The sequence below is a fragment of the Bacillus sp. JJ1122 genome (assembly GCF_036964885.1).
GTDB lineage: Bacteria > Bacillota > Bacilli > Bacillales > Cytobacillaceae > Mesobacillus.
Window position 1 is genome coordinate 259,972 of the sequence record NZ_JBALQL010000014.1, and the last position, 23,712, is coordinate 283,683.

The following is a 23,712-nucleotide window of genomic DNA, read 5'->3' on the forward strand; positions in this document are numbered from 1 at the left end:
ACAGGGTTTAAAAATCAACATTCAGCTTTAACAGAGCCTATAAAAAAACAAACAATTAGTCTTCAGAACCAACTAATACTACAGACCAATGTAGAATTTTCACGTACTACATAAACCTTTTTTATAATATTAATCTTTAATACTATTGATTTATTAGCCCATAATACACTAGATCTTCATATCGATTATCCTTCCTCACATGGTCAATAAAGGTACCTTCTTTTTTCATGCCTAGTTTTTCCAACACTTTACCGGAGGCGGGATTTGTATGAAAATAACGAGCAAAAACTTTATGGTATTGCTTTTCATCAAATGCAAATTGCAATATAGCTTGCGCTGCTTCTGTAGCATATCCATTTCCCCAAAACTCTTCGCCAATCCAATAGGCTATTTCACCATTCTTGAACCTTTGATTATTCGATAGCGCGATAGCACCATATAATTCTCCTGTTTCATTATTAGTGATCGCGAATTCGTATGATTTATTAGCATTAAAATTAACAAGATGATGCTCAATCCACGATAATGCATCCTCTATAGAGTATGGATAAGGCAAGTACAGGGTATTTTTATAGATATTATAATTATTACAAAGTTTAGTAACAGCTGCTGCATCAGATTTTTGAAACAGTCTTAGTTTCAATCTTTTAGTGGTAATGATTTTACTTACATCATCATATTCCATAAGAAATCCTCCCTTAATAATTTGAAAGCTAATTCAACTGCTATTACTACAGAAAACAGGCGATAACCTTTAGCTATCACCTCAATTACTTAAAATAGAATTTTCCATACTCTTTTTCATAAGTGTCGATTAACGGATAACATTTTCTATTTGGAAAAGGAAAGTGAATACTTTGTAATAAGATCCTTAATTAAAGGGTTCAGTTCTCCTGGTAACTCATTTACCCTGAAAAACTTCGCCTCAGTTGTTTCTGTGCCGTCTGGCTTAATAATTCCGCCTTTAATTTCTTTCGTCACATAGGCTATTGTAACTGGATAGAATTCATCGCCATTTGGTAATTTAACATAATGCTGTTTCCCGGAAAAAACGCCAACTAAATCCAGCTTGCCAATTTCTATTCCTGTCTCCTCTAAAACTTCTCTTCTTCCCGCTTCTTCAGTTGATTCTCCTAATTCGATAAATCCCCCAGGAACTCCCCAAATACCATCTCTTCGTTTTTGTAATAAAAATTCACCTGCTTCATTAATTACAGCCACTGCTACTCCAACTAATATAAGCGGTTGATTTCCAACTATATTACGTAAATCCTCAATGTAACCCATTACTACCTCCAGAAATCAGTCCTGTAAATCATAAACTTTCTTCAAATATTTGATATTTCACTTCAGAAAAGTTTCGAATAAGAAGGGCTTCATCTACACAGATTCCTGTCCTTTTATCAACCACAATTCTCCAAATTTCATTTTCTCGAAAAGTTTTGCCGTTTAGCTTACTGAATTTGTGGTTCTTTTCCTTAATATGATAAGAAAAATCCCATTCTTCATTAGAAGAAATGGCTCCTTTTAAATGCTTGCTTGTAAGCCAGGTTCTAATTTGGAAAGCTTGGTTCGTCGGATTTTTAAACCGTAAATCTATGTAGTTGTAAAACACACTTGCACCACTTCCGAACGGCAGCACTCTGCCTTCATCCGGAAAAGGGTCGAAGCTATGATGGTGCCGTTCTACAATTTCTAATGGAGTATGAAGAGCCATCCAATACAGCAGGTTCGCTAGTTGACAGATTCCACCGCCGACCCCTGTTTTAACTTCTCCCCTTGAAAGCTGCATTCCCTCAATATAACCTTTTCTCTTCGTTGTTTTTCCGACTAATGCCCAAAAAGAAAAAGTTTCTCCAGGTCTAATGATAATGCCATCAATTTCACTGGCTGCAAGCTTTAGGTTAGTGATTTTATTTTCCTGGAGCTTCGGGTCACTATTGCCCAGCTTTCTTCTTAAGAGGGATTGATGCTTCTTGGAAGTGAATGGATAAGATTCCTTACTATAAGTTTTTGCGAAGTTTTTTTTGTACCTAAAATTATGAATAGATCGGAAAAGCTGCTTTTGGCTTATTCTGAGAGAATAAAAAATTGGATGAATCTCTGAAAGTCTCATATTCCACCTCTGCCTCTATTAGCCAAATTCCATAACGGAATCCTTTTATTACCATTTTAACACAATTTAAACGATTTATTTTAATTTTCAGGCATTTATTAAACAGTCTAAACAATTTCTCAGCTAAAAAAGCACACGTCACCTTTTTGCTCCCCAATTTTCATAGACTTGTGTTTCTAATCCTAATTCACCTTTATTTAACCATTCAAATGCTTTTAGAACCAATGGAGAGGAATTATCTACTGTTACATCACTTTCTGAAACCCACAAAGCACCTAATGAATCTTGGCCAGAGAATTGTTCTGGAATTATGAGCTGGCCTCCAATTTTCTTTACCAAGTAGTAACCGCATATATGATGAACCAGTGTAGAATCTCTCCAATTCGTAGATAACATAAAATCAACAACACCTAAGTTTTTTACTATTTCTACCTCGAGACCTGTTTCCTCAAAATACTCTCTTTTCAAAGCAATTGATAAGCTTTCAGAATCCTCTAGACTTCCTCCAGGAAGATCAAAACGTTTTTTATAAGGTCCTCCATTTTTATTAATCACTAACAGCTTTTCTTCTTCGAAATATATTCCATAAACACCAAATGCCCGATGAAATTTTATTTTGCTACCCAATAAGGTTCCTCCTTGAAAATAAAAAAAGCTGATTCAATAGGTCGCATTCAACGACTTTTTGAATCAGCCTATATTTTGAATGCACGCTTGCAGCAAAAAGAGCGTGAACTTCACGCTCTTTTTAATCCATATTGATCTATTAATCTTCCATCGTAGATAGGTCACCAGTAGGAAGATCAAGTTCCCAAGCTTTTAAGACACGGCGCATGATTTTACCGCTTCTTGTCTTTGGAAGCTTGTCACGGAATTCGATTTCACGTGGCGCGGCATGTGCTGCCAGGCCTTTTTTCACAAACTGGCGGATTTCTTCGATCAATTCATCTGACTGCTCATAGCCATCACGAAGTGCGATGAATGCCTTGATGATTTCTCCCCGGACTGGATCTGGCTTGCCGATGACTCCTGCTTCAGCGACAGCCGGGTGTTCAACAAGCTTACTCTCAACCTCGAATGGTCCGACACGTTCGCCTGATGTCATGATTACATCATCGATCCGACCCTGGAACCAGAAGTACCCTTCTTCATCCATATAAGCGGAGTCTCCGGAAACATACCAGTCGCCAGGCATGAAATAAGATTCAAATTTTTGAGGGTTATTCCAGATGGTATGCATCATGGATGGCCAGCCTTTTTTGATTGCCAGGTTGCCCATTCTGTATGGAGGAAGTTCATTGCCCTGGTCATCGACAATCGCTGCCCTTACGCCCGGAATTGGCTTGCCCATAGAGCCTGGCTTAATTTCCATGCTTGGATAGTTGCAGATCAGCTGTGCTCCTGTTTCTGTCATCCACCAAGTATCATGGATACGGAGGTGGAATACCTTCATGCCCCAGCGTACAACCTCTGGATTCAACGGCTCGCCGACACTAAGAATATGACGAAGTGAGCTTAGGTCAAATTTCTTCACTACCTCGTCCCCTGCTCCCATAAGCATTCTGAACGCTGTAGGGGCACTGTACCAGACAGTCACTCCATACTCCTCAATCATTTTGTACCATGTTTCCGGATTGAATCGGCCGCCAATAATGACATTTGAAGCTCCAGCTAGCCACGGTCCAAAAATCCCATAGGATGTACCTGTTACCCAGCCAGGGTCAGCCGTGCACCAATATACATCATCTTCTTTAAGGTCCAGGACCCACTTTGCCGTCTGATAATGCTGGATCATTGCATTATGAACATGCAAAACTCCCTTGGGCTTTCCTGTTGAGCCAGAAGTATAATGCAAAATCAAACCATCTTTGCGGTCAACCCACTCTACATCAAGCTTGTTGCTTGCTTCAGATAATTTTTGTTTGAAATCGATGTGTTCTCCATTGCTGTCAAGGTTGTCCCCAACCAAAAGAACATGCTTTAGATTAGGAAGCTCACTGACTGGCACCCTTTCCAAAAGTTCTGGAGTTGTGACCAATACCTTCGCTCCGCTGTCCTCAAGCCTGTCACGCACAGCCCCTTCCATGAACGCTTCGAATAATGGACCAACAATCGCGCCAAGCTTGATTGCGCCAAGAACCGCAAAATATAATTCTGGAGATCGCGGCATAAAGATAAATACTCGGTCACCCTTTTCCACATCCGCATATGTTTTGAAGACATTCCCAGCTTTATTGGTCATGTCCTTCATTTCTTTAAAAGTATACTTCTCTTTGCGCACTCCATCCTGGTAGTAAAGCGCGATTTTGTTCTTCCTGAAGCCCTTTGCATGACGGTCAATTGCTTCATAAGCTAAATTGACCCTGCCTGTCTCATGCCAGGAAAATTCTTTTTCAGCTTCAGACCAATCGAATTGACCGTGAAACTCTTCATAATTCTTTAAATTATGATCCCCTTGTGTAACTGGTAGCGCTTCCACTTTCATATACCCATCCCCCTTGTCTTTTTTATTTAAAATACATTATAGTATAAAAATTCGCTTTTCTCAATTTTTAAAATATTTATATAAAAATATTTGTTCTTACTTCAAGTCATAACTTAGAAATTGGCTGCCTATAGTCGAATGTCATTAGTCGATAGAATATAAATTTTAAGGTTCTGTTTAAGCCAATTTAAAAGAAACTTTAAAATACGCTTCGGAGAGAAGAAACTATTTTGCGAAAAGAACAGGCTTTAAAAACAGAAAATTTTGTGAAAGCGCTTTTATCTGTTAGATTTTATGTATAATAGTATTGACGTTTGAATTGTTGACGGGTGGTGACTGAATGGAACATAAAAAGACTTATAACGCAAAAGAACTGAAGACTCCTCATGGCCGTTTAATCATTGAAGGCCCAATTTCTCCTGAAAAACTGGCAAGCTATGAATTTCATAAGGATTTGGTAGCTTTTCGTCCTCCCGCCCAGCAGCATAAGGCGCTAATTGAAATTGCTGGTCTGCCTGAAGGAAGGATCATTGTTGCCCGTTCAGGAGATATGGTTGTCGGCTATGTTACTTACCTTTATCCAGACCCGCTTGAGCGGTGGTCGGAAGGCGGCATGGAAGATTTAATCGAACTTGGCGCAATTGAGGTTATTCCAGAATTCCGCGGAAGCAGAGTCGGGAAAAACCTATTGGTCGTTTCAATGATGGACGATGCAATGGAAGATTATATCATTATCACGACAGAATATTACTGGCACTGGGATTTAAAAGGTACCGGCCTGAATGTTTGGGAATACCGCAAAGTAATGGAAAAAATGATGAATGCAGGCGGCCTTGTCTGGTATGCAACAGACGACCCGGAGATCAGCTCCCATCCAGCAAACTGTCTAATGGCGCGTATCGGGAAAAGAATCGCCCCTGAATCAATTCAGAAGTTCGACCAGCTGCGATTCATGAACCGTTTCATGTATTAAAAGGCTCTTTTCGAACAATATCCGACATAATTTCCTGCCACAATTATCGAGAGGAAAAGCTTTTTCACTCTTAAAATTACTATTTTTCACCAATATTTAATTGCTTAACTTGAAAGATACCGTATCATTCAAGGAGGAAGAATCATGATCGTCGAAGAAATTATGAAAAAAAATGTTTCTACTCTTTTTCCAGAAAACACAATTGCAGAAGCGATCAAGCTGATGTCTGACAAAAAAATCAGGCATATTCCTATCGTTGACACTGAGAACACCGTTGTCGGCCTCGTATCAGACAGGGATATCAAGGATGCAGCTCCATCTATTTTTCATTGGGATGAGCACAAGCACCAGCTTGACAAAGCAGTTAAAACGATAATGACGACAAATCTAGTCACCGGCCATCCACTTGATTTTGTCGAAGAGATTTCAGGTGTTTTTTACGAACATAATATCAGTTGCATGCCGATTATCCAGGATAAAAAGCTCGTCGGAATTGTAACTGAAACAGACCTTCTTCATACACTAGTTGAATTGACTGGTGCCCATCAGCCAGGGTCGCAAATTGAAGTTAAGGTTCCGAACAAGGCCGGTATGCTTTGTGAAATAGCATCTGTTATCAGCATGAGAAAGGCCAATATCCAAAGCGTGCTGGTATACCCTGACCCAAAGGATGAGCAATACAAAATCCTCGTAGTAAGAATCCAGACAATGAATCCTATTGCTGTAATCGAGGATTTGAAAAAAGCCGGACACAACGTTCTCTGGCCGAATCTGCCGGGGATGTCATCATGACCGACCGTTCTGTGTTTGTCTATTCAGAAGAGCTGCTGAATTACCGTTTCAACAGCGACCATCCTTTTAATCAGATGCGCTTAAAACTAACTTTGGATTTACTGCAAAAAATGAGGGCAATTGAGGAAAATCAGATTGTGGCACCCCGAATGGCATCGGATGAGGAGCTATGCCTGATCCATGACCCTAATTTTGTTAATGCGGTTAAGCTTGCCGGCCAGGGACAGCTTAAAGGTGACGCTGCTGAAGGATACGGATTGGGAACAGAGGATACACCCATTTTTACTAATATGCACGAAGCGAGCGCCCTTTTGGTTGGCGGCACACTGACCGCTGTCGATTATGTGATGAGCGGAAAAGCAGAGCATGCCTTACACCTTGGCGGAGGACTGCATCATGGCTTCAGGGGAAAGGCATCCGGCTTCTGCATCTATAATGACAGCTCTGTAGCAATTAAGTATCTTCAGGAAAAATACAATGCACGTGTATTATATGTAGACACGGATGCTCATCATGGAGATGGAGTCCAATGGTCTTTTTACGACGAGCCGAATGTATGCACATTATCAATTCATGAAACAGGCCGTTACTTATTCCCAGGCACAGGGAACGTGAATGAACGGGGACAAGGGAAAGGCTATGGGTACTCATTCAATATTCCAGTCGATGCTTTTACTGAAGATGACTCCTGGCTGGATGCCTATAAAAATGCCCTCACGGAAGTTGCGGAATTTTTCAAGCCCGATGTGATTCTTACCCAGAATGGTGCAGATGCCCATTTTCTTGATCCTTTGACCCATCTTTCATCAACAATGAAAATTTACAGGGAAATACCAAAGCTTGCGCATGAGATTGCCCATAAATATTGCGGAGGCAAATGGATTGCTGTAGGCGGTGGAGGCTATGACATTTGGCGGGTGGTGCCAAGAGCATGGTCACTCATCTGGCTTGAAATGATTGAAAACTCAAATTGTTATGGCAGTTTGCCACAAGATTGGATTGACGAGTGGAAGGATAAAGCCTCTGTTGAACTGGCAAAAGAATGGGATGACCCGGAGAATTTATATCCGCCCATACCACGTAAACCAGAGATCACGGAAAAGAATGCTCAAACAGTTGAAAAAGCATTGTATCCGATCCGATCAAACAAAAAGTCTGAAACCGTATAAGGAATTCCGGTGGTAAAACCGGGACTCTTTATTCGGTTTTTTTATTCACAATACTAGTGTGTGAATAACGGAAAAATATCAAAAGGCCCTTGCACAATAGCAAGGGCCTCCATATTACTTCGTAGAATTTCTATTTTCAATCCTATGCGGCAATACGACGATGTTTTCATCTACATTCTCTTTGTTCATATATTTGGTCAGCAACCGCATCGCAACTGCACCGATATCATATAACGGCTGGACGATTGTAGTCAGCTGCGGTCGAACCATTAATGTAAGCCTTGTGTTATCTGAACTGATGACTTCAAAATCATCTGGAACGCTGTAGCCGCGATCGAAAGCTCCATGGACGACACCAAGCGCCATTTCATCAGAACCGACCAGGATTGCGGTTGGCTTTGTATCAAGCTCAAGAATTCTTTCAATCGCTTCCAGGCCAGAATCATACGTATAATCTCCCTCGATAACGAGATCTTCATTATAAGCAATGCCAGCATCACTAATTGCGCGCTTGTAGCCTTCAAGTTTTTTATCCTTGTTGATTGGCTCATGGTGAGGACCAATGACAAACGCAATTTCCGTATGTCCTTTTTCAATAAAGGCTTGTACTGCATCAAACGCTGCTTGTTCATAATCGATATTTACTGAAGGAATTTCACCAGATTCTTCAATGGAACCAGCAAGAACGATTGGTACCGGAGATTTTTTGAATTCTTCAACATGCTCAGCTTTGATATTTCCGCCCATGAACACTATGCCGTCAACCTGTTTGCCAAGCATTGTGTTCAAGAGGTGCAATTCCTTTTCAATGTTCTGATCTGAATTGCTTAAGATAATATTGTATTTATACATCGTTGCGATATCCTCAATCCCTCTCGCAAGTTCAGCGAAAAACGGACTTGCGATATCAGGAATGATTACACCGACCGTAGTCGTTTTCTTGCTTGCCAAACCACGTGCAACAGCGTTTGGACGGTATCCTAGACGGTCGATGACCTCCATTACCTTTTTCCGGGTAGCAGGCTTTACATTCGGATTTCCGTTGACGACACGTGAAACCGTTGCCATTGAAACATTGGCTTCTCTTGCAACGTCATATATAGTGATATTCATCTATTCCACTCCTTCAAATAATAAACGGCGATTTTTCTATAGTTTACAGCAAATATTGCCACAATAATCATTTTTAAGTTTGTGATTATATGTACAAGTATAATTTATGTTATTAATGATACGATATCCACAGCAATCCCGCAATGTGAAGGACTTATTTTGTTAAGATTTTTTAAATTGCTATATGACAACTCGATGCACCTTGTTCTCTTTGAGTTGTTCTCGGACCCCTTCTCATGACCACTCGATGCTCCTTTTTACTCTTTGAGTTGTTCTCGGAGCCTTACTCATGACAACTCGATGCTCCTTTTTCCTCTTCGAGTTGTTCTCAGCCCCCTCCCCATAACAACTCAATGGACTTTTTCCTCTTTGAGTTGCTCTCGGGTCTCTTCTCATAACAACTCGTTGCGCCTTTTTCCTCTTTGAGTTTCCAGCCTTCCTGTCACACTAAAAAAACCTTCCTGAAGATAACAGGAAGGTTTTAAACATTTTAGATTCTTACGAATGGAGTAGACTTTAATCCATTCAAGAATTCGTCGAACTGTTTTAGATCCATCTGTTGAGCATTGTCGGATAAAGCTACTGCTGGATCCGGGTGTACCTCTGCCATGACGCCGTCTGCACCGATCGCAAGTGCAGCTTTGGCTGTAGGAAGCAGAAGGTCTCTCCTGCCAGTTGAATGAGTGACATCAACCAGTACTGGCAAGTGTGTTTCCTTCTTCAAAATTGGTACTGCGGAGATATCCAATGTATTCCTTGTTGCCCGTTCGTACGTCCGGATTCCGCGCTCGCAAAGGATAATCTGTCCATTGCCCTGAGCCATGATGTACTCTGCTGCATTGATGAACTCTTCAATCGTTGCAGCAAGTCCACGTTTTAATAAAATTGGTTTATTTACAGCGCCTGCAGCCTTAAGCAGTTCAAAGTTCTGCATATTACGTGCGCCTATTTGAATGACATCAAGATAGTCAACTGCGGTTTCGATATCAGCCGGATTGACGATTTCACTAATGACTGCCATATCGTACTCATCCGCAATCCGTTTCAGGATTTTCAAACCTTCTAGTCCAAGCCCCTGGAAATCATATGGAGATGTTCTTGGTTTGAATGCGCCGCCGCGAAGCATTTTAAAGCCTTTTGCTTTTACTGCTTCAGCTACTGTGGCAACCTGTTCATATGACTCAACTGAACATGGCCCAAAAATAAAGTCTGGATTCCCATCACCGATTTTTACACCTTTAATATCAATGACTGTATCTTCAGGCTTTTTCTTCCTTGATACCAGAAGCGCCTTGCGATGGTCATCAGACTGCAGCTCAAGGCCTGCCTTGAATATTTCTTTAAAAATGTGTTCTACTGTCGAACTCTCAAAAGGACCGTTGTTATGCTCTTTGATTAAATTAAGCATATCTCTTTCTCTTACTGGGTCATAACGGTATACACCTTGTGTTTCTTTTGCACGGCCAATTTCCTGGACGAGCAGGGCTCTTTCATTAATCAATGATAAAAGCTCTAAATTCAATTCATCAACGCGATTTCTTAGCTGGTCTAAATTTTTACTCATTTTCCGTCCCGTCCTTTCGAAATTCATTTTAGCCCTAAATCAGATAATCATCAAGAAAAGCAAACCATCGTCCCTTTTCTGGTCCAAATCTGTGTCTACGAGAATCTCCACAAAGTCTGAATCTTCTTTATAGCCACAGCAATGTGTGATACTTTAATAATAATAAGGGTAATTATAGCCGAATTAATTTTAATTGTCACGCAATTTTCTTTAATAATTGAACGCTTTTAAGTAATAAAGCATTTTATGAGAATATAAGTTAGAAGGTGCATTGTTTTGCAAGGAAAAGATAAGCTGTTCGCCCTGGATATTGGAACCCGATCTGTAGTAGGAATTATTCTTGAAGAATCAGATGGCCGTCACGAGGTAATTGACATTCTTGTTCGTGAACATGAAGAAAGATCAATGCTCGATGGCCAGATCCATGACGTACTATCCGTTTCTGAAATTATCCAGGATATTAAATTAGAGCTCGACGCATCGCATGGACCATTATCAAAGGTATGCGTTGCTGCTGCTGGGCGTGCATTGAAAACCGAACGCTCCAAAGCAATTGTTAATATTGAGGGACAGCCTATGCTTTCCAAGCAGGATATCCTCCATCTTGAATTGACTGCTGTTCAGCTTGCACAGGCAGCCGTAGCTGGAGAAAGGAATAATGACAATAGTCATCATTACTATTGTGTCGGATATTCTGTACTTTATTACCAGCTCGATGGAGAAGAAATCGGAAGTCTAATTGATCAGCGTGGAAACGAAGCGTCTGTTGAAATCATTGCAACCTTCCTTCCAAGGGTTGTTGTCGAATCACTGCTTTCTGCTTTGGACAGAGCAGGACTGGAAATGGATGCTTTGACACTTGAACCTATAGCGGCCATAAACGTATTAATTCCTGCCTCCATGAGAAGATTGAATGTAGCACTAGTAGATATTGGCGCAGGCACCTCGGATATTGCTCTTACAGATGCTGGAACTGTCATCGCTTATGGAATGGTACCTATTGCCGGCGATGAAATTACAGAAGCAGTGAGTGATGAGTTTTTACTGGACTTCCCCCTCGCTGAAAAAGCGAAACGAGAGCTTACAGAAAAGGAATCCATTAAAATTACCGATATTCTCGGATTTGAGGAAGAAATAAGTAAGGAAGAGGCTATATCCCGCATAACTCCCGCTATTGACCGACTAGCTGAATCTATTGGGAATGAAATTTTAAAGCTAAATAACTATAAATCTCCTAAAGCTGTCATGCTTGTTGGAGGTGGAAGCCTTACACCAGAATTGACTAGAAGGCTTGCCAACAAACTGAACCTTCCAGAAAACAGGGTTGCTATCCGAGGCCTTGATGCGATTTCATCCGTCTCTTTCGCCACCCATATTGAAAAAGGACCTGAGCTTGTTACACCAATCGGGATTGCGATTGCGGCCAAAAAATCGCCTGTCCAATACCATACAGTTTATGTAAATGGCCAGCCAGTAAGGCTTTTTGAGGTTAACAAGCTGACTGTCGGTGATTGCTTACTGGCAGCAGGAATTAAAATGAATAGACTTTACGGAAAACCGGGATTAGCAATGATTGTCAGCCTCAATGGAAAGAACGTCACCATTCCAGGCAATCATGGCCAGCCGCCTGTTTTATTGCGAAATGGCGAACCGTGCTCCTTCGACGATGAGGTGCATGGAGGGGACGAGCTAACTGTTATAAAAGGAGAAGATGGTGCAAAAACAGATCTGACGCTTCATGACCTGATCGGTGAGGTGCCGAAAAAAGCAGTCATGATCAATGGCAGCAAACATGAAGTGTGTTCTGTACTTACATGCAATGCTTTGCCTGCATCAATGTCAAAAGAAGTGGAAGACAGGGATCAAATCACTTTTGAAATGCCAGTAACCATTGAGGAGTTTTTAAACGAGCTTAATCTTGCTGAAATTTTAAATGAAGTACGCCCATTTACTATTACGATGGATGGCAAAGTTACGAAAATCCCTGACTTCACCGGGAAAGTCTATTTGAATGGCATGGAGTCCAGTATTAAACAACCATTCGAACATTTGGATGATATTCGTTTTGAAAGGAGTTTCTCGCCCACCATTTCTACAGCTGCTGAATTATTGAATCTTAAAGTCTCAGAAACATTGCCGGTATTCTATAATGGTCAAGAGCTGTTATTAGCCAAGCAATTAATTGAATTTTACCGTAATGAAATAAAACTTAAACCGGAAGACATCCTTTTTAACGGTGATAAGCTTACGACCAGACAGAGAAAGCTGGAGCCCTTCATTTTCCAAGATATCTTCAATTTTGCCCAGGTCCAGATACCAAAGGACAGCGGGCGATTCACTTTACTGAAAAATGGAACGAGAGCTGGATTTGATGATTTACTCGCGCCTGGTGATGACCTTAAGATTATTTTTGAAAATAAATAGAAAGTAAAAAAACATCCGATTTGGATGTTTTTTACTTTGCACTTTCTTCCTTTGCAGCTGCCATGCCTTTTGCCGTAATTTTAAAATGCGACGCATGCCAAGCTACGTTTGAATGAACAAATAGGATTGCCTGTGGTGACTCATGTTTAACATGGAACTTTTCAGCAATATGGTTTGATAGATCACGTGAATCCTGGACTGTTAAAAAGTATAAATTACCGCTGGCATTTTTCTCATATTTTGCGAATTCATCGTAGCCAGCCTGGCTAATTGGGCATGTCGTACTATGCTTTAGCATGAAGAACGTTTCTCCAGACTCTACTAGCTGATCAAATTGTTCAATTGTATCAATTTTTTGCATAAATCTACTCTCCTTAAATAAAATAAACGGTGAAGTTATCTTACCACTTCACCGTTTTTATGACAAACTTACTGATTCAATTTGCTCTCAGTTTCATCGAAAGCCTTTTGCGTTTCTTCAAGCTTTTTCTGGATTTCTTCTCCTGTAGCTGTGTGCGTGCTATCCATTGTGCTCGTCTCGGCCATTGATGTTGGAACCCCTTGGAGTTCTCCCTCTGTAGCAAAGTCCTCTTCCGTTGTTTGTAAAGCAGTGCCAACACTTTGCTGATTCTTCATGTCCTTCACTTTGTTGACAAGAGTAGAAGATTGCTGTGAAACAGTTTCCTTCAGCCCGCTTGCTTTTTCTTTCGCTACTGAAGCAAGATCAATCCCTTTGCTCTTTAGAGTCGAAGTCTGCTCGTTTAGAGAGCCTCTAAGCTCTTTTCCAGTTTTCGGTGCAAGCAACAGTGCTGCAAGAGCACCCGCAAGACCGCCAACGATCGCTCCTGTAACAAAGTCTCTGGAATTGCTGCTGCTTTCACGCATTGAATTATTCGGATCGTATTGCGTATACTGATTTTGTTCTCTGTTTACCATATCTATCTCCACCTTTCTTTAATACCTAGCTCTTTCACGCTGTCTTACAACCATTTGTTCGCCTACCATCTGATCTTCAGTCATCTGGTGGTCAATCTGTGTCGTTTTTTTTGTCTTCCACTTATCCTTCAATTCAAGGAATACGTTGCTCCATTGCACAACCTGTGAAATTTTGTCCTTATTCTTATCAAGCTGCAGGTCAACCATGTTTTGAACATTATGGATTGACTGGTTGAAACGCTGAACAGAATTCCCGACATCCTTAACCGCATTAACGACACTGTTTAGGCTTTCTGATTTTCTTGATATATCATCGGCTAAATTGTTAGTCTTGTGCAGAAGCTCTGTTGTTTCGCGAGTCACTCCATCCAACTGCTTCTCCAGGCCATCAAGTGTGCCTGATACACTGTCTAAAGTTGTTTGTAAGGATTTCAGTGTTTTTGAAAGAGAGATTACCAACACTAAAAATGCAATTGCTATTACAGCAACACTTAAATACAAAATAATTTCCACTATTTATACACCTCCGTTAGCATATGTACATTTTACCCCGCATAAAGCGACGTAAACCATCTTGTCCAATAAGTATTTCAATAGAGCCTGCACCTTTTCCTTCCTAAAAAAGAATATCTTACTATTTTATATGTGGACATTCTAATCTTATATTTTAATCCATTTGGAAAACAGTACAAAATTCCCCATTTGGGTTACAATATGGTTATGTATTTTATTTCTAATCTATAGGAGTGATTCAGTTGAAAGATCCTCGTATTCAAACACTGGCAAAGAACTTGATCAATTACTCGGTCAAGCTTCAAAAAGGCGAAAAGGTTCTTATCGAAAACTTCGGCCTTCAGCGTGAACTTGTCACAGCTCTAGTAAAAGAAGCGTATGCAGCAGGTGGATATCCATTCGTCTCTTTGAAGGATCACCAGGTTGACCGTGCATTGCTGATGGGTGCTCAGGAAGAACAATTCGATATGATCGCTGATTTTGAAGCGAATGTAATGAGCAAAATGGATGCATATATCGGGTTGCGTTCAGGTGATAACATCAATGAACATGCAGATGTCCCTGCAGATAAAATGAAAATCCATGGCAATACCGTAGGAAAGAAAGTACATAGAGATATCCGTGTTCCAAAAACAAAATGGGTAGTTTTACGTTATCCAAATTCAGCTATGGCCCAATTAGCTAAAATGAGCACAGAAGCTTTCGAAGACTTCTATTTTAATGTCTGCAACCTTGACTACGGTAAGATGGACAAGGCAATGGACAGCCTTGCAGATTTGATGAACCGCACGGATAAAGTAAGACTTACAGGACCAGGGACCGATTTAACTTTCTCAATCAAAGATATCCCTGCAGTAAAATGTGCAGGTGAGCTAAATATTCCAGACGGTGAAGTTTACACTGCACCAGTCCGCGACTCCGTAAATGGCGTGATTACATACAATACTCCTTCCCCATATCAAGGTTTTACTTTTGAAAATGTAAAATTAACATTCAGGGATGGAAAAATTGTCGAGGCAGCAGCAAACGACAGCGAGCGCATCAATAAGATCTTTGATACAGATGAAGGTGCCCGATTCATCGGTGAATTCGCAATTGGTGTAAATCCATATATCCTTCACCCAATGCAGGATATCTTGTTCGATGAAAAAATCGACGGAAGCTTCCACTTCACTCCAGGTCAATGCTATGATGATGCCTTCAACGGCAACCATTCTAATATTCACTGGGATATGGTCAACATCCAGCGTCCAGAATATGGCGGCGGAGAAATCTATTTCGATGATGTCCTGATCCGAAAAGATGGACGTTTCGTGATTCCTGAATTAGAGGGATTAAACCCTGAAAATCTAAAATAGTTTACCATAATAAAAGGATGCGGCCTATTGGCCGCATCCTTTTCATTTAAACATGTAATTGTTTCTCATATGCTTCCTGGAACTTCTGGATATCTCCTGCACCCATGAATAAGATTACGCCGTTCTCATGATTTATAAGAACAGAAGTATCATCCTCAGCTATGATTTCAGCACCTTCTATTTTATCTTTCAGATCAGTGATTGAAAGCTTTCCGTGTACCTCACGGGCAGATCCAAAGATTTCACATAGATAAACTTTGTCTGCTTTGTTCAAGCTTTCAGCGAATTCATTTAAGAACGCCTGGGTCCTGGTAAAAGTATGTGGCTGGAAAACAGCGACAATTTCCCGATCAGGATATTTTTGTTTGGCAGCATCAATTGTTGCCTTGATTTCTGTCGGATGGTGAGCGTAGTCATCAATGATAATCTGGTCAGCGATCTTTTTTTCCGAGAATCTCCTTTTTACGCCTTCAAAGCTTTGAAGCTGATCCTGGATGACCTTGGACTCAATGTTTTCATAATGGCAAAGCGCGATAACCGCAAGTGAATTGAGCACATTATGGTCCCCAAAAGAAGGAATCGAGAAAGTGTCATAAAAAGTATTTCTGACAAAAACATCAAAGGTAGTCCCACTCGTCGATTTGACAATATTTCTGGCCTGGAAATCATTTTCTTCCCCAAAGCCATAGAAAACGACAGGTACTTTAGCCTGGATTTTCTGAAGCTGTTCATCATCACCGCATGCGAAAATACCCTTTTTCACCTGCCAGGACATTTCCTGGAATGCGGAAAATACATCTTCGATATTGGCAAAGTAGTCTGGATGGTCAAAATCAATATTTGTCATGATTGCGTAGTCAGGGAAATAGGAAAGAAAATGACGTCTGTATTCACAAGCTTCGAACACAAAATACTGAGCGTCCCTGTCTCCTTTCCCTGTACCATCACCAATCAAGAATGATGTAGGCTTGGCGCCTCTCATCACATGAGCGAGAAGCCCAGTGGTCGATGTCTTGCCGTGCGCACCGGTGATTGCTACGCTAGTGAAATTCTGCATGAAATCTCCCAGGAACCGGTGGTATCTGATAATTGGAAGTCCGTGCTTCATCGCCTCCTGAATTTCTTCATGGGTATCCGGGTAGGCATTACCGGCAATGATTGTCATTCCGGGCTGTATATTTTCCTTATTAAACGGAAGGATCTTTATTCCAGATTTCTCAAGGGCTACCTGGGTAAAAAAGTGCTTGTCATAATCGGAGCCCTGTACCTGATAGTCCATATCATGGAGAACTTGAGCTAATGCACTCATTCCAGACCCCTTTATACCTACAAAATGGTAAATAGTCATATAAAGAACCTCCAACAACGTCTGTATGTAACACAGTATATGACAGATATCCTGTTTTGCTCTCATTACTCCTGTACGGTCATTCATGATCTGTCCGTTTGAAGATAAAGAGAAACAGTATGTTTTTATCTATCTGCTTTAATGTATTAAATCATTATAACATCAATTTTATGAATAACACAGTTCCAATAAAAACCGTAATCCAGCATAAAAGCACATTTTCCCTATTTTGGTACATTTAAACACTTTTAATGCAGGCCGGTAGGAAATTTATATATTAGAAATCCACTTTTTCCAGACGCGGATTTGGCCTGAACTTTCTTCCGGATTTCGCCTGATGTTTGCCGTCCAGCATGACATTGTCACCCGTAAAGCCAATCTTAAGTTTTAATAGGCTGCCGCCGACGCCATACATATCCACTGGTACTTCATGCTTTTCAAAATCCAGGATTCTCTTTTCGCTGAATCCGCCGCTTACGACAATTTTAACATGTGTAAATCCTTCATCATCCAACGCTTTTCTTAAAGCGAAGATTAATTCAGCATTAACTCCGCGCGGGTCAAATGTACCGAGAAGATGCTGGTTGCGAAGAAAGTACTGGTCGATCATTGTACGGGAAGTATCTACACGAACTCCCTTAAGCTTTTCCCCGAACTCCCTCGCAACTTTCAATGAATCTGTAATCGCATCATTATTATAATCTACAAGGGCGATCAAATCATCATTGGGAAAGGTTTCATGATAGGCATGGGTAGCAGCTACGATATCTCCATTAAAGAGCTGGATTAACGCATGCGGCATCGTTCCCATCCCTTGTTTGCCCCACCATTCATTCATGGCATGAGTTGCCTGGGCTGTAGCACCGCCTATATAGGCAGCATATCCATCTCCAGCCTGGGTCGTATAATGGTCATCTCTGTCTCCCATGAAAATGACAGGCTTTTGCTTGCCAGAATAACTTGCTGCCTTGACGACGTTGTAAACATTCGTCGAAACAGATGTCCTTCTTGCTAGGATTCCATCAATGATTCCTTCCAGATATCCGAAATTCTGGTAAGGTCCTGTGATTGTCAGGACTGTTTCGAATGGAGCGATTTTATCCCCATCCTTTAAAGAATATATCTCCAATTCTTCCGGATTGTCAGCAAATGTATTTACAAGCGCAATCACTTCATCTGTCCCGCAAAGAACTGCCTCATCCTTTTGGAAAAACTGCATCGTAATAATGTTATCTTCGTGATATTTCTTTACAAGCTCTCTTGTCTTAAGAAAATACACAGCCGAAAACCAGCCATCCCTGATTCTTTCATCAAACTTGAATGTATGATTTGTCAGGCGGCTGATTTTCCCCTGCATTTTCAATTCTATTTCCTTCATCCGAAAAGCTCCTTCAACATCAACCCTCAATAGGGCTCTGGGCATCTATCCTTAGTATAAGGATATGCTAATAAAGAATACCATTAATTAATTGAATGTACTAGTATCCTGAAGCGACTCCAGGTCAGCGGCGGAAATCAACACATCCCGGGGCTTGCTTCCCCTGCCTTCAGATATGTACCCCTGATGTTCCATCATTTCAATTAATCTGGCTGCCCGGTTATAGCCTATTTTAAAACGGCGCTGAACACTTGAAGTAGATGCCCCGCCCTGTTCAACGACAAATTCGCAGGCTTCATAGAAAAGTTCATCTTCTTCTTCTGTAACCTGTGCTTTTTTCAGCAGCTCTTCTTGCTCAAACAGAAATTGGGGAGCACGCTGCTCTCTTGCAAATGCCACTATATCATCAATTTCATTGTCTGTCACATAAGTTCCCTGCAAGCGGAACGGTTTTGAAGATCCGTTTTCAAGGAACAGCATGTCCCCCCGGCCAAGCAGCTTTTCAGCTCCGCTGATATCAATAATCGTTCTTGAATCAATTTGAGAAGATACTGAGAAAGCAATCCTTGTAGGTACATTGGCTTTAATCAATCCTGTAATGACATCTACGGATGGACGCTGAGTTGCAATAATCAAATGGATGCCGCAAGCACGCGCCTTTTGGGCAATCCGGCAGATTGCTTCTTCTACATCAGCGGGTGCCATCATCATCAAATCAGCTAACTCATCAATTACAATCACGATAAATGGAAGCTTTTCAGAGAACCTGCGATGCTTGATGGCAAGCTCGTTGAAACGGTTGATATCACGTACGCCTGTATGCGCGAACAACTCGTATCTCCGTTCCATCTCTTCTACAGCCCACTTAAGTGAAGCAGTTGCCGCTTTCACATCTGTAATGACGGGGCTGACAAGATGCGGAATATTATTGTATGGAGCCAGTTCCACCATTTTCGGATCTATCAGCAGCAGTTTCACATCATCAGGATGTGCCTTGTAAAGTAAACTTACAAGCATGGTATTGATACAAACACTCTTCCCTGATCCAGTCGCACCGGCAATCAGGCCATGAGGCATTTTTTTCAAGTCAGTGATAATAGGATTTCCAGCAATGTCTAATCCAAGGGCGACCGCCAATGGCGATTCATGTTCAAGGAAGGAGCCACCCTGTAAAATTTCACTTAACAATACAGGTCTGCTGGAATGATTCGGAACTTCTATACCAATCGTATGCTTTCCTGGGATAGGGGCTTCAATCCTGATATCCTTTGCAGCAAGGCTTAACTTAATGTCATCTGAAAGATTTGTAATTTTATTCACCTTGACACCTGGTTCAGGCTGTACCTCAAATCGAGTAACAGATGGCCCCTGTGTCATATTGACCACTCTTGCTCCTACATTGAAGTTTCTCAACGTTTCATTCAGCATATGCTCCTGCTCTGCCAGCCATTCGGGATCAGGCTCCTTGAAAACCGGGGGGCTCAATAGATCAAGCGGCGGGAATTCATAGTCACCAGGTGCTTCTGCTTCGGTTTGGACTGCAGCAGCAACTTCATTCGTAACAGGTACTGATGGAGCAGACTTTACTGGATCAGCCTGACTATTAAATATTTCAGCTTCTTGCTGTATTGGTGCTTGTTGATTGAAGAATTCCTGCTCAGGAGCCGTCTGTTCAAATTCACCCAGTATACCTTCCTGGGAAACAGACTTTTCAGATATTGCCTGCTGCCTATCCGGCTGCAGAAGAGGTTCCTGTTCAATTACTACAGGTTGTCTATTTGCTTCTGAAGGAGTTATCTGTTCCAAAGTCAATATTTCTGAATTTGCTGTTGTCTGGCCGTTTTTTTCCTCGTAATGATCTTTTGCGATCGTTCCGTTAGCTTGCTGGTCCGGTTTGGATGTAGCACTAATTTTCGATCCCTCTGCCATAAAAGAAGGATACTTTGACGATTTACGCTCTTCCCATTTCTTCCTATCCTGCTTAAGCATGATGACATTGAATGGAAGCTGTCTAGTCCTTGGTTGTTCTTGTTGTTCTTGTTGTTCTTGTTGTTCTTGTTGTTCTCGTTGTTCATCCCATTGGTTAGGATAATTTGTTATTTCTGCGGCTGTCTGTTCTTCAGTTTGCTTAACAGCTTCTTCCGTAACTAGCGCGCTATTATTTTCTTCTTGCTGATTTACAGCTAATTCTTCTGTTATCACAGGAACTTTCTGAGAAAGATCAACCTCAAATATCTTATTCAACGCTTCTTCTTCTAATTGAAATTGTTCAGCATTAGTCTCAGTTTCTGTTTCTGTTTCTGTTTCTGTTTCTGTCTCAGTTTCAGTATCTACAGCCTGTTGGTAATTTTTTTCATCAGGTGCTTCTGCAAGATCTTCTATTATGTAAATATCCTGCTTGTCTGACACATCTGCACTAACTGTTTCATTCTGTGAAGGGTTTTGTGAAAAGCCTTTGGTACGGTTTACTTCAGCCATAGAGCTGACATATTCTTCATTGATGCCAGCGTCTCCGCCTGAAGGTACTTGATTATGTTCGAAACCGCTAAGTTCATATTCGACCTCATCAAGTCCCTTTTTATTTTCTTGCTTTGGCTTAATAGGCGGCCTGTTATAGGCGTAAATCGGCGAAGGAATTTCCGTTGGCTTAAAAGGCTGCCTGAATTTCGCTGAGCTTTCCTTTCGCGGTTCGTAGCGAAACTTAGAAGCTGTCTCCTTCACAACTTCTCGCTTAAAACTCTGGGGCTTCTCTTTAAGCGTCTCTTTGCTCGGCTTTGGAGAAGCAGACTTAAAAGGATCACCCTTTTCCTTTACATTCAAGGGGCCTTTCTCCTTGAACAGCGGCTTAATTTCAGCAACTGGCTCAACATTTTCTGAAGTGACATTTTTCTTATTCACTTTTACAGTTCCATTATGTTCGTCAGGAATCAGAGGGAAGCGGAACTGCCCTTTGGGATATTGATATAATACTCTCGCTTCTACATCATTCTTTCTGTTTCGCTCTGTGTGCAAAGGCTTTTGAACAGATTGCACCTGTTCAATATCTTCAAGATTATCATCATCATCATTCTGGAACATCGTGAAAATCTTTTTTATCCAACTCAATTTAAATCACTCTTTCTTTCACTTTTCATTACTATTTTAACAGTTAATTCGTTTTTTTCGAGATAAATTGAAAGAATGAGTATTTTTTCCGAGAATAAAAACAGTGGAAAATAAACTTTCGGCATATAAATTCACCCAAATAATGACAAGCCATGAACATAAAGGAAAAAAGCCCGTTTTTATCGGGCTTTTGAACTAAATACACGCCGGTTATTCTTTTTTCGTTTTTCCGAGAATGAAGATTGGTTCTAATTCACCGTTCTCATAAAGGAAGCTTAGAGCAGTAATCGGCACTCTTCCACTCGCAAAAAAGCTCATTGTCATCTGGGCCAAAATATCATAACCTGTATTGTTTTCAACATCTGCGATAATCAAAACATCCTGATGGGGAACAGCTACCGCCATTGTCCCCTTCATCTGTTTTTTCATCTCATTCAAGAAGCTTGTATTCAATATCCTGCTAGCATCATAACCATCATTGGTATTGAGGAAATAAAAAGTATTATCAGCAACTCGGTCTTCCTTAAACTTCACCGATAGTGAACGGACATTGAACAAAGCTGTTTCTCGGACCTGTTTGGCCGTCCAACCTTCTTTTTGCAGAAGTTTGGAATCAATCAGCCTATATGTATTACCAAGATCAAGTGCATAATAAATCCTTGTTTCTGCAGTGTGCTCGTCATACAGGAAAGGTACACCCTCCTCTGCCTCTGCAGGAAAAGAAGTTGATCGGATTACAGGGTAGATATTTTTTTCCTTCCCTGTAAGCTCCACTTTATTTTCCATTGCATTAAGGCCTTCAGATACGTAATAGACAACTTCATCAATCGCCTTTTCCTTCTGATCCTGCCATTTAGCAATGATGCCTGGCAGCGCTACAGTGATTCCTCTTCCAGTCTGAATATTTTCTATTCTCAGCTGGTCTTTTCCACGGTCATAGGTAAAAGAGCGATCCGGATGCTTCAGACGCTCCTCGAGTTCTTTACGCATTTTTCTGCTATCCATGAATATCCCTCCATTTCTTTAGGAGATTATGCCACTCATTTTACATGAAATTTCCCTCCACCTCAAAGGATGGAGGGAAAAGATTAAGCCAGGCCATCAATAAAGTTTTCGATTTCCTGCTGTGTTTTTCTGTTTTTACTTACGAAACGGCCAAGCTCTTTGCCATTATCATAGGCAATAAAACTTGGAATACCGAAGACATCCTGCTGGATGCAAAGGTCGATGAAATCATCGCGATCTACTGATATGAATTCATATTCCTGATACTTGCTTTCTATTTCAGGCAGTACAGGCTCAATCACACGGCAATCCGGGCACCAGTCTGCAGTAAATAAAAATATATGTTTACCATTGTTTTTCAAGTCTTCGAATTGTTCCATTGACTCCAAATTTTTCATGGCGCTACCTCCTGGTAAAAATCTATTCTACTTCATATATTTTAAACATGCACAATCAAAAAAGAAACTAATCCGATTTGACTCATGGTCATTCTCTAAAAAAGAACGCTGTCAATTTGACAGCGTTCACTTCATTTTCACTGAATTAGCGATTTTCATCATAGCTTCAGCATCTTTTTTAATATCGTCAGTTTCGGTAGTCAGCTTTACCCCGCCTATGCCCACAATCAACTGATATTGTTTATCTTTGAGTTTTTTTACCAGCATATAACCAAATTTGCCGCCTTTATTGTATGTTTCATTTACGTCCCATTTTTTTTGCTGCTTCATGGTTGATTCGTAGACGACCTTGCTATCTTCTTTTTCATGCTGATTATAAAATAAAATATAAGTCCTTGACCCATTTTTAAGCAGTATATTATTAGGTGATTCATCTTCTACTTCAAGGCCAAATGGCATATGATACTCTATATCTTTAGTACTATCGTTTGTTTTCTCCGGTGTGCTTTCAAAAACACTGCCCACCGCTTCATCTGCCGCTTTCTTGTCATCAGAAAACGAGGCAGAGCAAGCTCCAAGCAGAAATACTCCTATAATAACAAGCCCAAATAGCTTTATGAACTTCATCATACTTTTTTCCTCCCTGTAAGGACTAACACTTCTTTTCTATCATACCTTTCTTGGTAATTAACTTACAAGACTTGTATAGTGAAAATTGTTGGAAAATATAACATTTTTCAGAAATTTGTCGAAATATCTTTTAAAAGCAAATAGGAATCATATATTTCCTTTTATGAAAATTGAGAAAGAGCGAGAGCGGGGGCAGGTGAAACCAAGGTTAAAATGATCTACCATATGGGGCATTTAGCCCGCAAGAGGCCGCGATGAGGAGACTCACCGCTCACAACGTGGAAAGCGAAGCATGGAACAAATTATAACGACTATTCGGTAAATGATTTTTAGTCTGAATGGTCATGAGAGCACTTATAACGACCATTCGGTAAATGATTTTTAGCCTGAATGGTCATGAGAGCA

21 protein-coding genes are annotated in these 23,712 nt (G+C 40.8%); 5 read left to right on the top strand and 16 right to left on the bottom strand.

The features are described 5' to 3' along the window. Positions 1-142 precede the first annotated feature (142 nt). From V7201_RS09215 to acsA, 5 genes are all read right to left on the bottom strand, one after another. Positions 143-685, bottom strand: a complete 543-nt coding sequence (locus tag V7201_RS09215) for a GNAT family N-acetyltransferase (RefSeq protein WP_335376476.1) — start codon at positions 683-685, stop codon at positions 143-145. A gap of 146 nt (positions 686-831) precedes the next feature. Beyond that, positions 832-1,287 (bottom strand): NUDIX hydrolase, encoded by a 456-nt coding sequence (locus V7201_RS09220; RefSeq protein WP_335376477.1) that lies wholly within the window; start codon positions 1,285-1,287, stop codon positions 832-834. A gap of 28 nt (positions 1,288-1,315) precedes the next feature. Then, on the bottom strand, positions 1,316-2,116 hold the full coding sequence (locus V7201_RS09225) for a VanW family protein (RefSeq protein WP_335376478.1): 801 nt from the start codon (positions 2,114-2,116) through the stop codon (positions 1,316-1,318). A 138-nt stretch (positions 2,117-2,254) separates the two neighbouring features. After that, positions 2,255-2,743, bottom strand: coding sequence for an NUDIX hydrolase (locus V7201_RS09230; RefSeq protein WP_335376479.1), 489 nt, complete (start codon positions 2,741-2,743; stop codon positions 2,255-2,257). Positions 2,744-2,882: 139 nt separating this feature from the next. After that, the gene (acsA, locus tag V7201_RS09235) at positions 2,883-4,601 is read right to left on the bottom strand and encodes an acetate--CoA ligase (protein WP_335376480.1); all 1,719 of its coding nucleotides are present in this window, start codon (positions 4,599-4,601) and stop codon (positions 2,883-2,885) included. Positions 4,602-4,941: 340 nt separating this feature from the next. On the opposite strand from acsA, the gene V7201_RS09240 reads away from it, so the two are divergent. From V7201_RS09240 to V7201_RS09250, 3 genes are all read left to right on the top strand, one after another. Beyond that, the gene (locus V7201_RS09240) at positions 4,942-5,574 is read left to right on the top strand and encodes a GNAT family N-acetyltransferase (protein WP_335376481.1); all 633 of its coding nucleotides are present in this window, start codon (positions 4,942-4,944) and stop codon (positions 5,572-5,574) included. Between the two features lie 144 nt (positions 5,575-5,718). Continuing rightward, complete coding sequence (locus V7201_RS09245) at positions 5,719-6,366, top strand: acetoin utilization AcuB family protein (protein ID WP_335376482.1); 648 nt, start codon at positions 5,719-5,721, stop codon at positions 6,364-6,366. Then, a complete protein-coding gene (locus tag V7201_RS09250; protein WP_335376483.1) occupies positions 6,363-7,535 on the top strand; it encodes an acetoin utilization protein AcuC in 1,173 nt (390 codons plus the stop codon). The genes V7201_RS09245 and V7201_RS09250 overlap by 4 nt, the downstream gene beginning before the upstream one ends. 114 nt (positions 7,536-7,649) lie before the next feature. On the opposite strand, the gene ccpA is transcribed toward V7201_RS09250, so the two are convergent. Both ccpA and V7201_RS09260 read right to left on the bottom strand, forming a co-directional pair. Beyond that, entirely contained in the window at positions 7,650-8,648 is a 999-nt protein-coding gene (ccpA, locus tag V7201_RS09255) for a catabolite control protein A (protein ID WP_335376484.1), read from the bottom strand. Between the two features lie 490 nt (positions 8,649-9,138). Next, positions 9,139-10,212 carry a bifunctional 3-deoxy-7-phosphoheptulonate synthase/chorismate mutase gene (locus V7201_RS09260; RefSeq protein WP_335376485.1) on the bottom strand — a complete coding sequence of 358 codons (1,074 nt, stop codon included), beginning with the start codon at positions 10,210-10,212 and terminating at the stop codon, positions 9,139-9,141. 276 nt (positions 10,213-10,488) lie between these two features. On the opposite strand from V7201_RS09260, the gene V7201_RS09265 reads away from it, so the two are divergent. Next, entirely contained in the window at positions 10,489-12,636 is a 2,148-nt protein-coding gene (locus V7201_RS09265; protein WP_335376486.1) for a cell division FtsA domain-containing protein, read from the top strand. Between the two features lie 31 nt (positions 12,637-12,667). Here V7201_RS09265 and ytxJ read toward each other — a convergent pair whose 3' ends face one another. The 3 genes from ytxJ to V7201_RS09280 all read right to left on the bottom strand — a co-directional run bounded on the left by ytxJ (position 12,668) and on the right by V7201_RS09280 (position 14,085). Beyond that, complete coding sequence (gene ytxJ / locus V7201_RS09270; RefSeq protein ID WP_335376487.1) at positions 12,668-12,997, bottom strand: bacillithiol system redox-active protein YtxJ; 330 nt, start codon at positions 12,995-12,997, stop codon at positions 12,668-12,670. Between the two features lie 68 nt (positions 12,998-13,065). After that, the gene (locus V7201_RS09275; protein WP_335376488.1) at positions 13,066-13,572 is read right to left on the bottom strand and encodes a YtxH domain-containing protein; all 507 of its coding nucleotides are present in this window, start codon (positions 13,570-13,572) and stop codon (positions 13,066-13,068) included. An 18-nt stretch (positions 13,573-13,590) separates the two neighbouring features. After that, on the bottom strand, positions 13,591-14,085 hold the full coding sequence (locus tag V7201_RS09280) for a DUF948 domain-containing protein (RefSeq protein WP_335376489.1): 495 nt from the start codon (positions 14,083-14,085) through the stop codon (positions 13,591-13,593). A gap of 242 nt (positions 14,086-14,327) precedes the next feature. Here V7201_RS09280 and V7201_RS09285 point away from each other — a divergent pair, with 242 nt between their 5' ends. Then, a complete protein-coding gene (locus V7201_RS09285) occupies positions 14,328-15,443 on the top strand; it encodes an aminopeptidase (protein WP_335376490.1) in 1,116 nt (371 codons plus the stop codon). A 46-nt stretch (positions 15,444-15,489) separates the two neighbouring features. Here V7201_RS09285 and murC read toward each other — a convergent pair whose 3' ends face one another. The 6 genes from murC to V7201_RS09315 form a co-directional block, all read right to left on the bottom strand. Beyond that, positions 15,490-16,791 carry a UDP-N-acetylmuramate--L-alanine ligase gene (gene murC / locus V7201_RS09290; RefSeq protein WP_335376491.1) on the bottom strand — a complete coding sequence of 434 codons (1,302 nt, stop codon included), beginning with the start codon at positions 16,789-16,791 and terminating at the stop codon, positions 15,490-15,492. Positions 16,792-17,068: 277 nt separating this feature from the next. Beyond that, positions 17,069-18,169 carry a nicotinate phosphoribosyltransferase gene (locus V7201_RS09295; protein ID WP_335376492.1) on the bottom strand — a complete coding sequence of 367 codons (1,101 nt, stop codon included), beginning with the start codon at positions 18,167-18,169 and terminating at the stop codon, positions 17,069-17,071. Positions 18,170-18,256: 87 nt separating this feature from the next. After that, entirely contained in the window at positions 18,257-21,274 is a 3,018-nt protein-coding gene (locus tag V7201_RS09300; RefSeq protein WP_335376493.1) for a DNA translocase FtsK, read from the bottom strand. A gap of 210 nt (positions 21,275-21,484) precedes the next feature. Next, positions 21,485-22,279: a DUF1444 domain-containing protein gene (locus V7201_RS09305; protein ID WP_335376494.1), complete on the bottom strand. Its 795-nt coding sequence runs from the start codon at positions 22,277-22,279 to the stop codon at positions 21,485-21,487. Between the two features lie 83 nt (positions 22,280-22,362). After that, positions 22,363-22,677, bottom strand: coding sequence for a thioredoxin family protein (locus V7201_RS09310; RefSeq protein ID WP_335376495.1), 315 nt, complete (start codon positions 22,675-22,677; stop codon positions 22,363-22,365). Between the two features lie 126 nt (positions 22,678-22,803). After that, positions 22,804-23,307 (bottom strand): hypothetical protein, encoded by a 504-nt coding sequence (locus tag V7201_RS09315; protein WP_335376496.1) that lies wholly within the window; start codon positions 23,305-23,307, stop codon positions 22,804-22,806. Positions 23,308-23,712: the final 405 nt, after the last annotated feature.

Excerpts from the sequence above, each read along its gene's own strand:
- V7201_RS09215 (WP_335376476.1), bottom strand. The coding sequence starts at position 685 with ATGGAATATGATGATGTAAGTAAAATCATTACCACTAAAAGATTGAAA.
- V7201_RS09220 (WP_335376477.1), bottom strand. The coding sequence starts at position 1,287 with ATGGGTTACATTGAGGATTTACGTAATATAGTTGGAAATCAACCGCTT.
- V7201_RS09225 (WP_335376478.1), bottom strand. The coding sequence starts at position 2,116 with ATGAGACTTTCAGAGATTCATCCAATTTTTTATTCTCTCAGAATAAGC.
- acsA (WP_335376480.1), bottom strand. The coding sequence starts at position 4,601 with ATGAAAGTGGAAGCGCTACCAGTTACACAAGGGGATCATAATTTAAAG.
- V7201_RS09240 (WP_335376481.1), top strand. The coding sequence starts at position 4,942 with ATGGAACATAAAAAGACTTATAACGCAAAAGAACTGAAGACTCCTCAT.
- V7201_RS09245 (WP_335376482.1), top strand. The coding sequence starts at position 5,719 with ATGATCGTCGAAGAAATTATGAAAAAAAATGTTTCTACTCTTTTTCCA.
- V7201_RS09250 (WP_335376483.1), top strand. The coding sequence starts at position 6,363 with ATGACCGACCGTTCTGTGTTTGTCTATTCAGAAGAGCTGCTGAATTAC.
- ccpA (WP_335376484.1), bottom strand. The coding sequence starts at position 8,648 with ATGAATATCACTATATATGACGTTGCAAGAGAAGCCAATGTTTCAATG.
- V7201_RS09260 (WP_335376485.1), bottom strand. The coding sequence starts at position 10,212 with ATGAGTAAAAATTTAGACCAGCTAAGAAATCGCGTTGATGAATTGAAT.
- ytxJ (WP_335376487.1), bottom strand. The coding sequence starts at position 12,997 with ATGCAAAAAATTGATACAATTGAACAATTTGATCAGCTAGTAGAGTCT.
- V7201_RS09275 (WP_335376488.1), bottom strand. The coding sequence starts at position 13,572 with ATGGTAAACAGAGAACAAAATCAGTATACGCAATACGATCCGAATAAT.
- murC (WP_335376491.1), bottom strand. The coding sequence starts at position 16,791 with ATGACTATTTACCATTTTGTAGGTATAAAGGGGTCTGGAATGAGTGCA.
- V7201_RS09295 (WP_335376492.1), bottom strand. The coding sequence starts at position 18,169 with ATGAAGGAAATAGAATTGAAAATGCAGGGGAAAATCAGCCGCCTGACA.
- V7201_RS09305 (WP_335376494.1), bottom strand. The coding sequence starts at position 22,279 with ATGGATAGCAGAAAAATGCGTAAAGAACTCGAGGAGCGTCTGAAGCAT.
- V7201_RS09310 (WP_335376495.1), bottom strand. The coding sequence starts at position 22,677 with ATGAAAAATTTGGAGTCAATGGAACAATTCGAAGACTTGAAAAACAAT.
- V7201_RS09315 (WP_335376496.1), bottom strand. The coding sequence starts at position 23,307 with ATGATGAAGTTCATAAAGCTATTTGGGCTTGTTATTATAGGAGTATTT.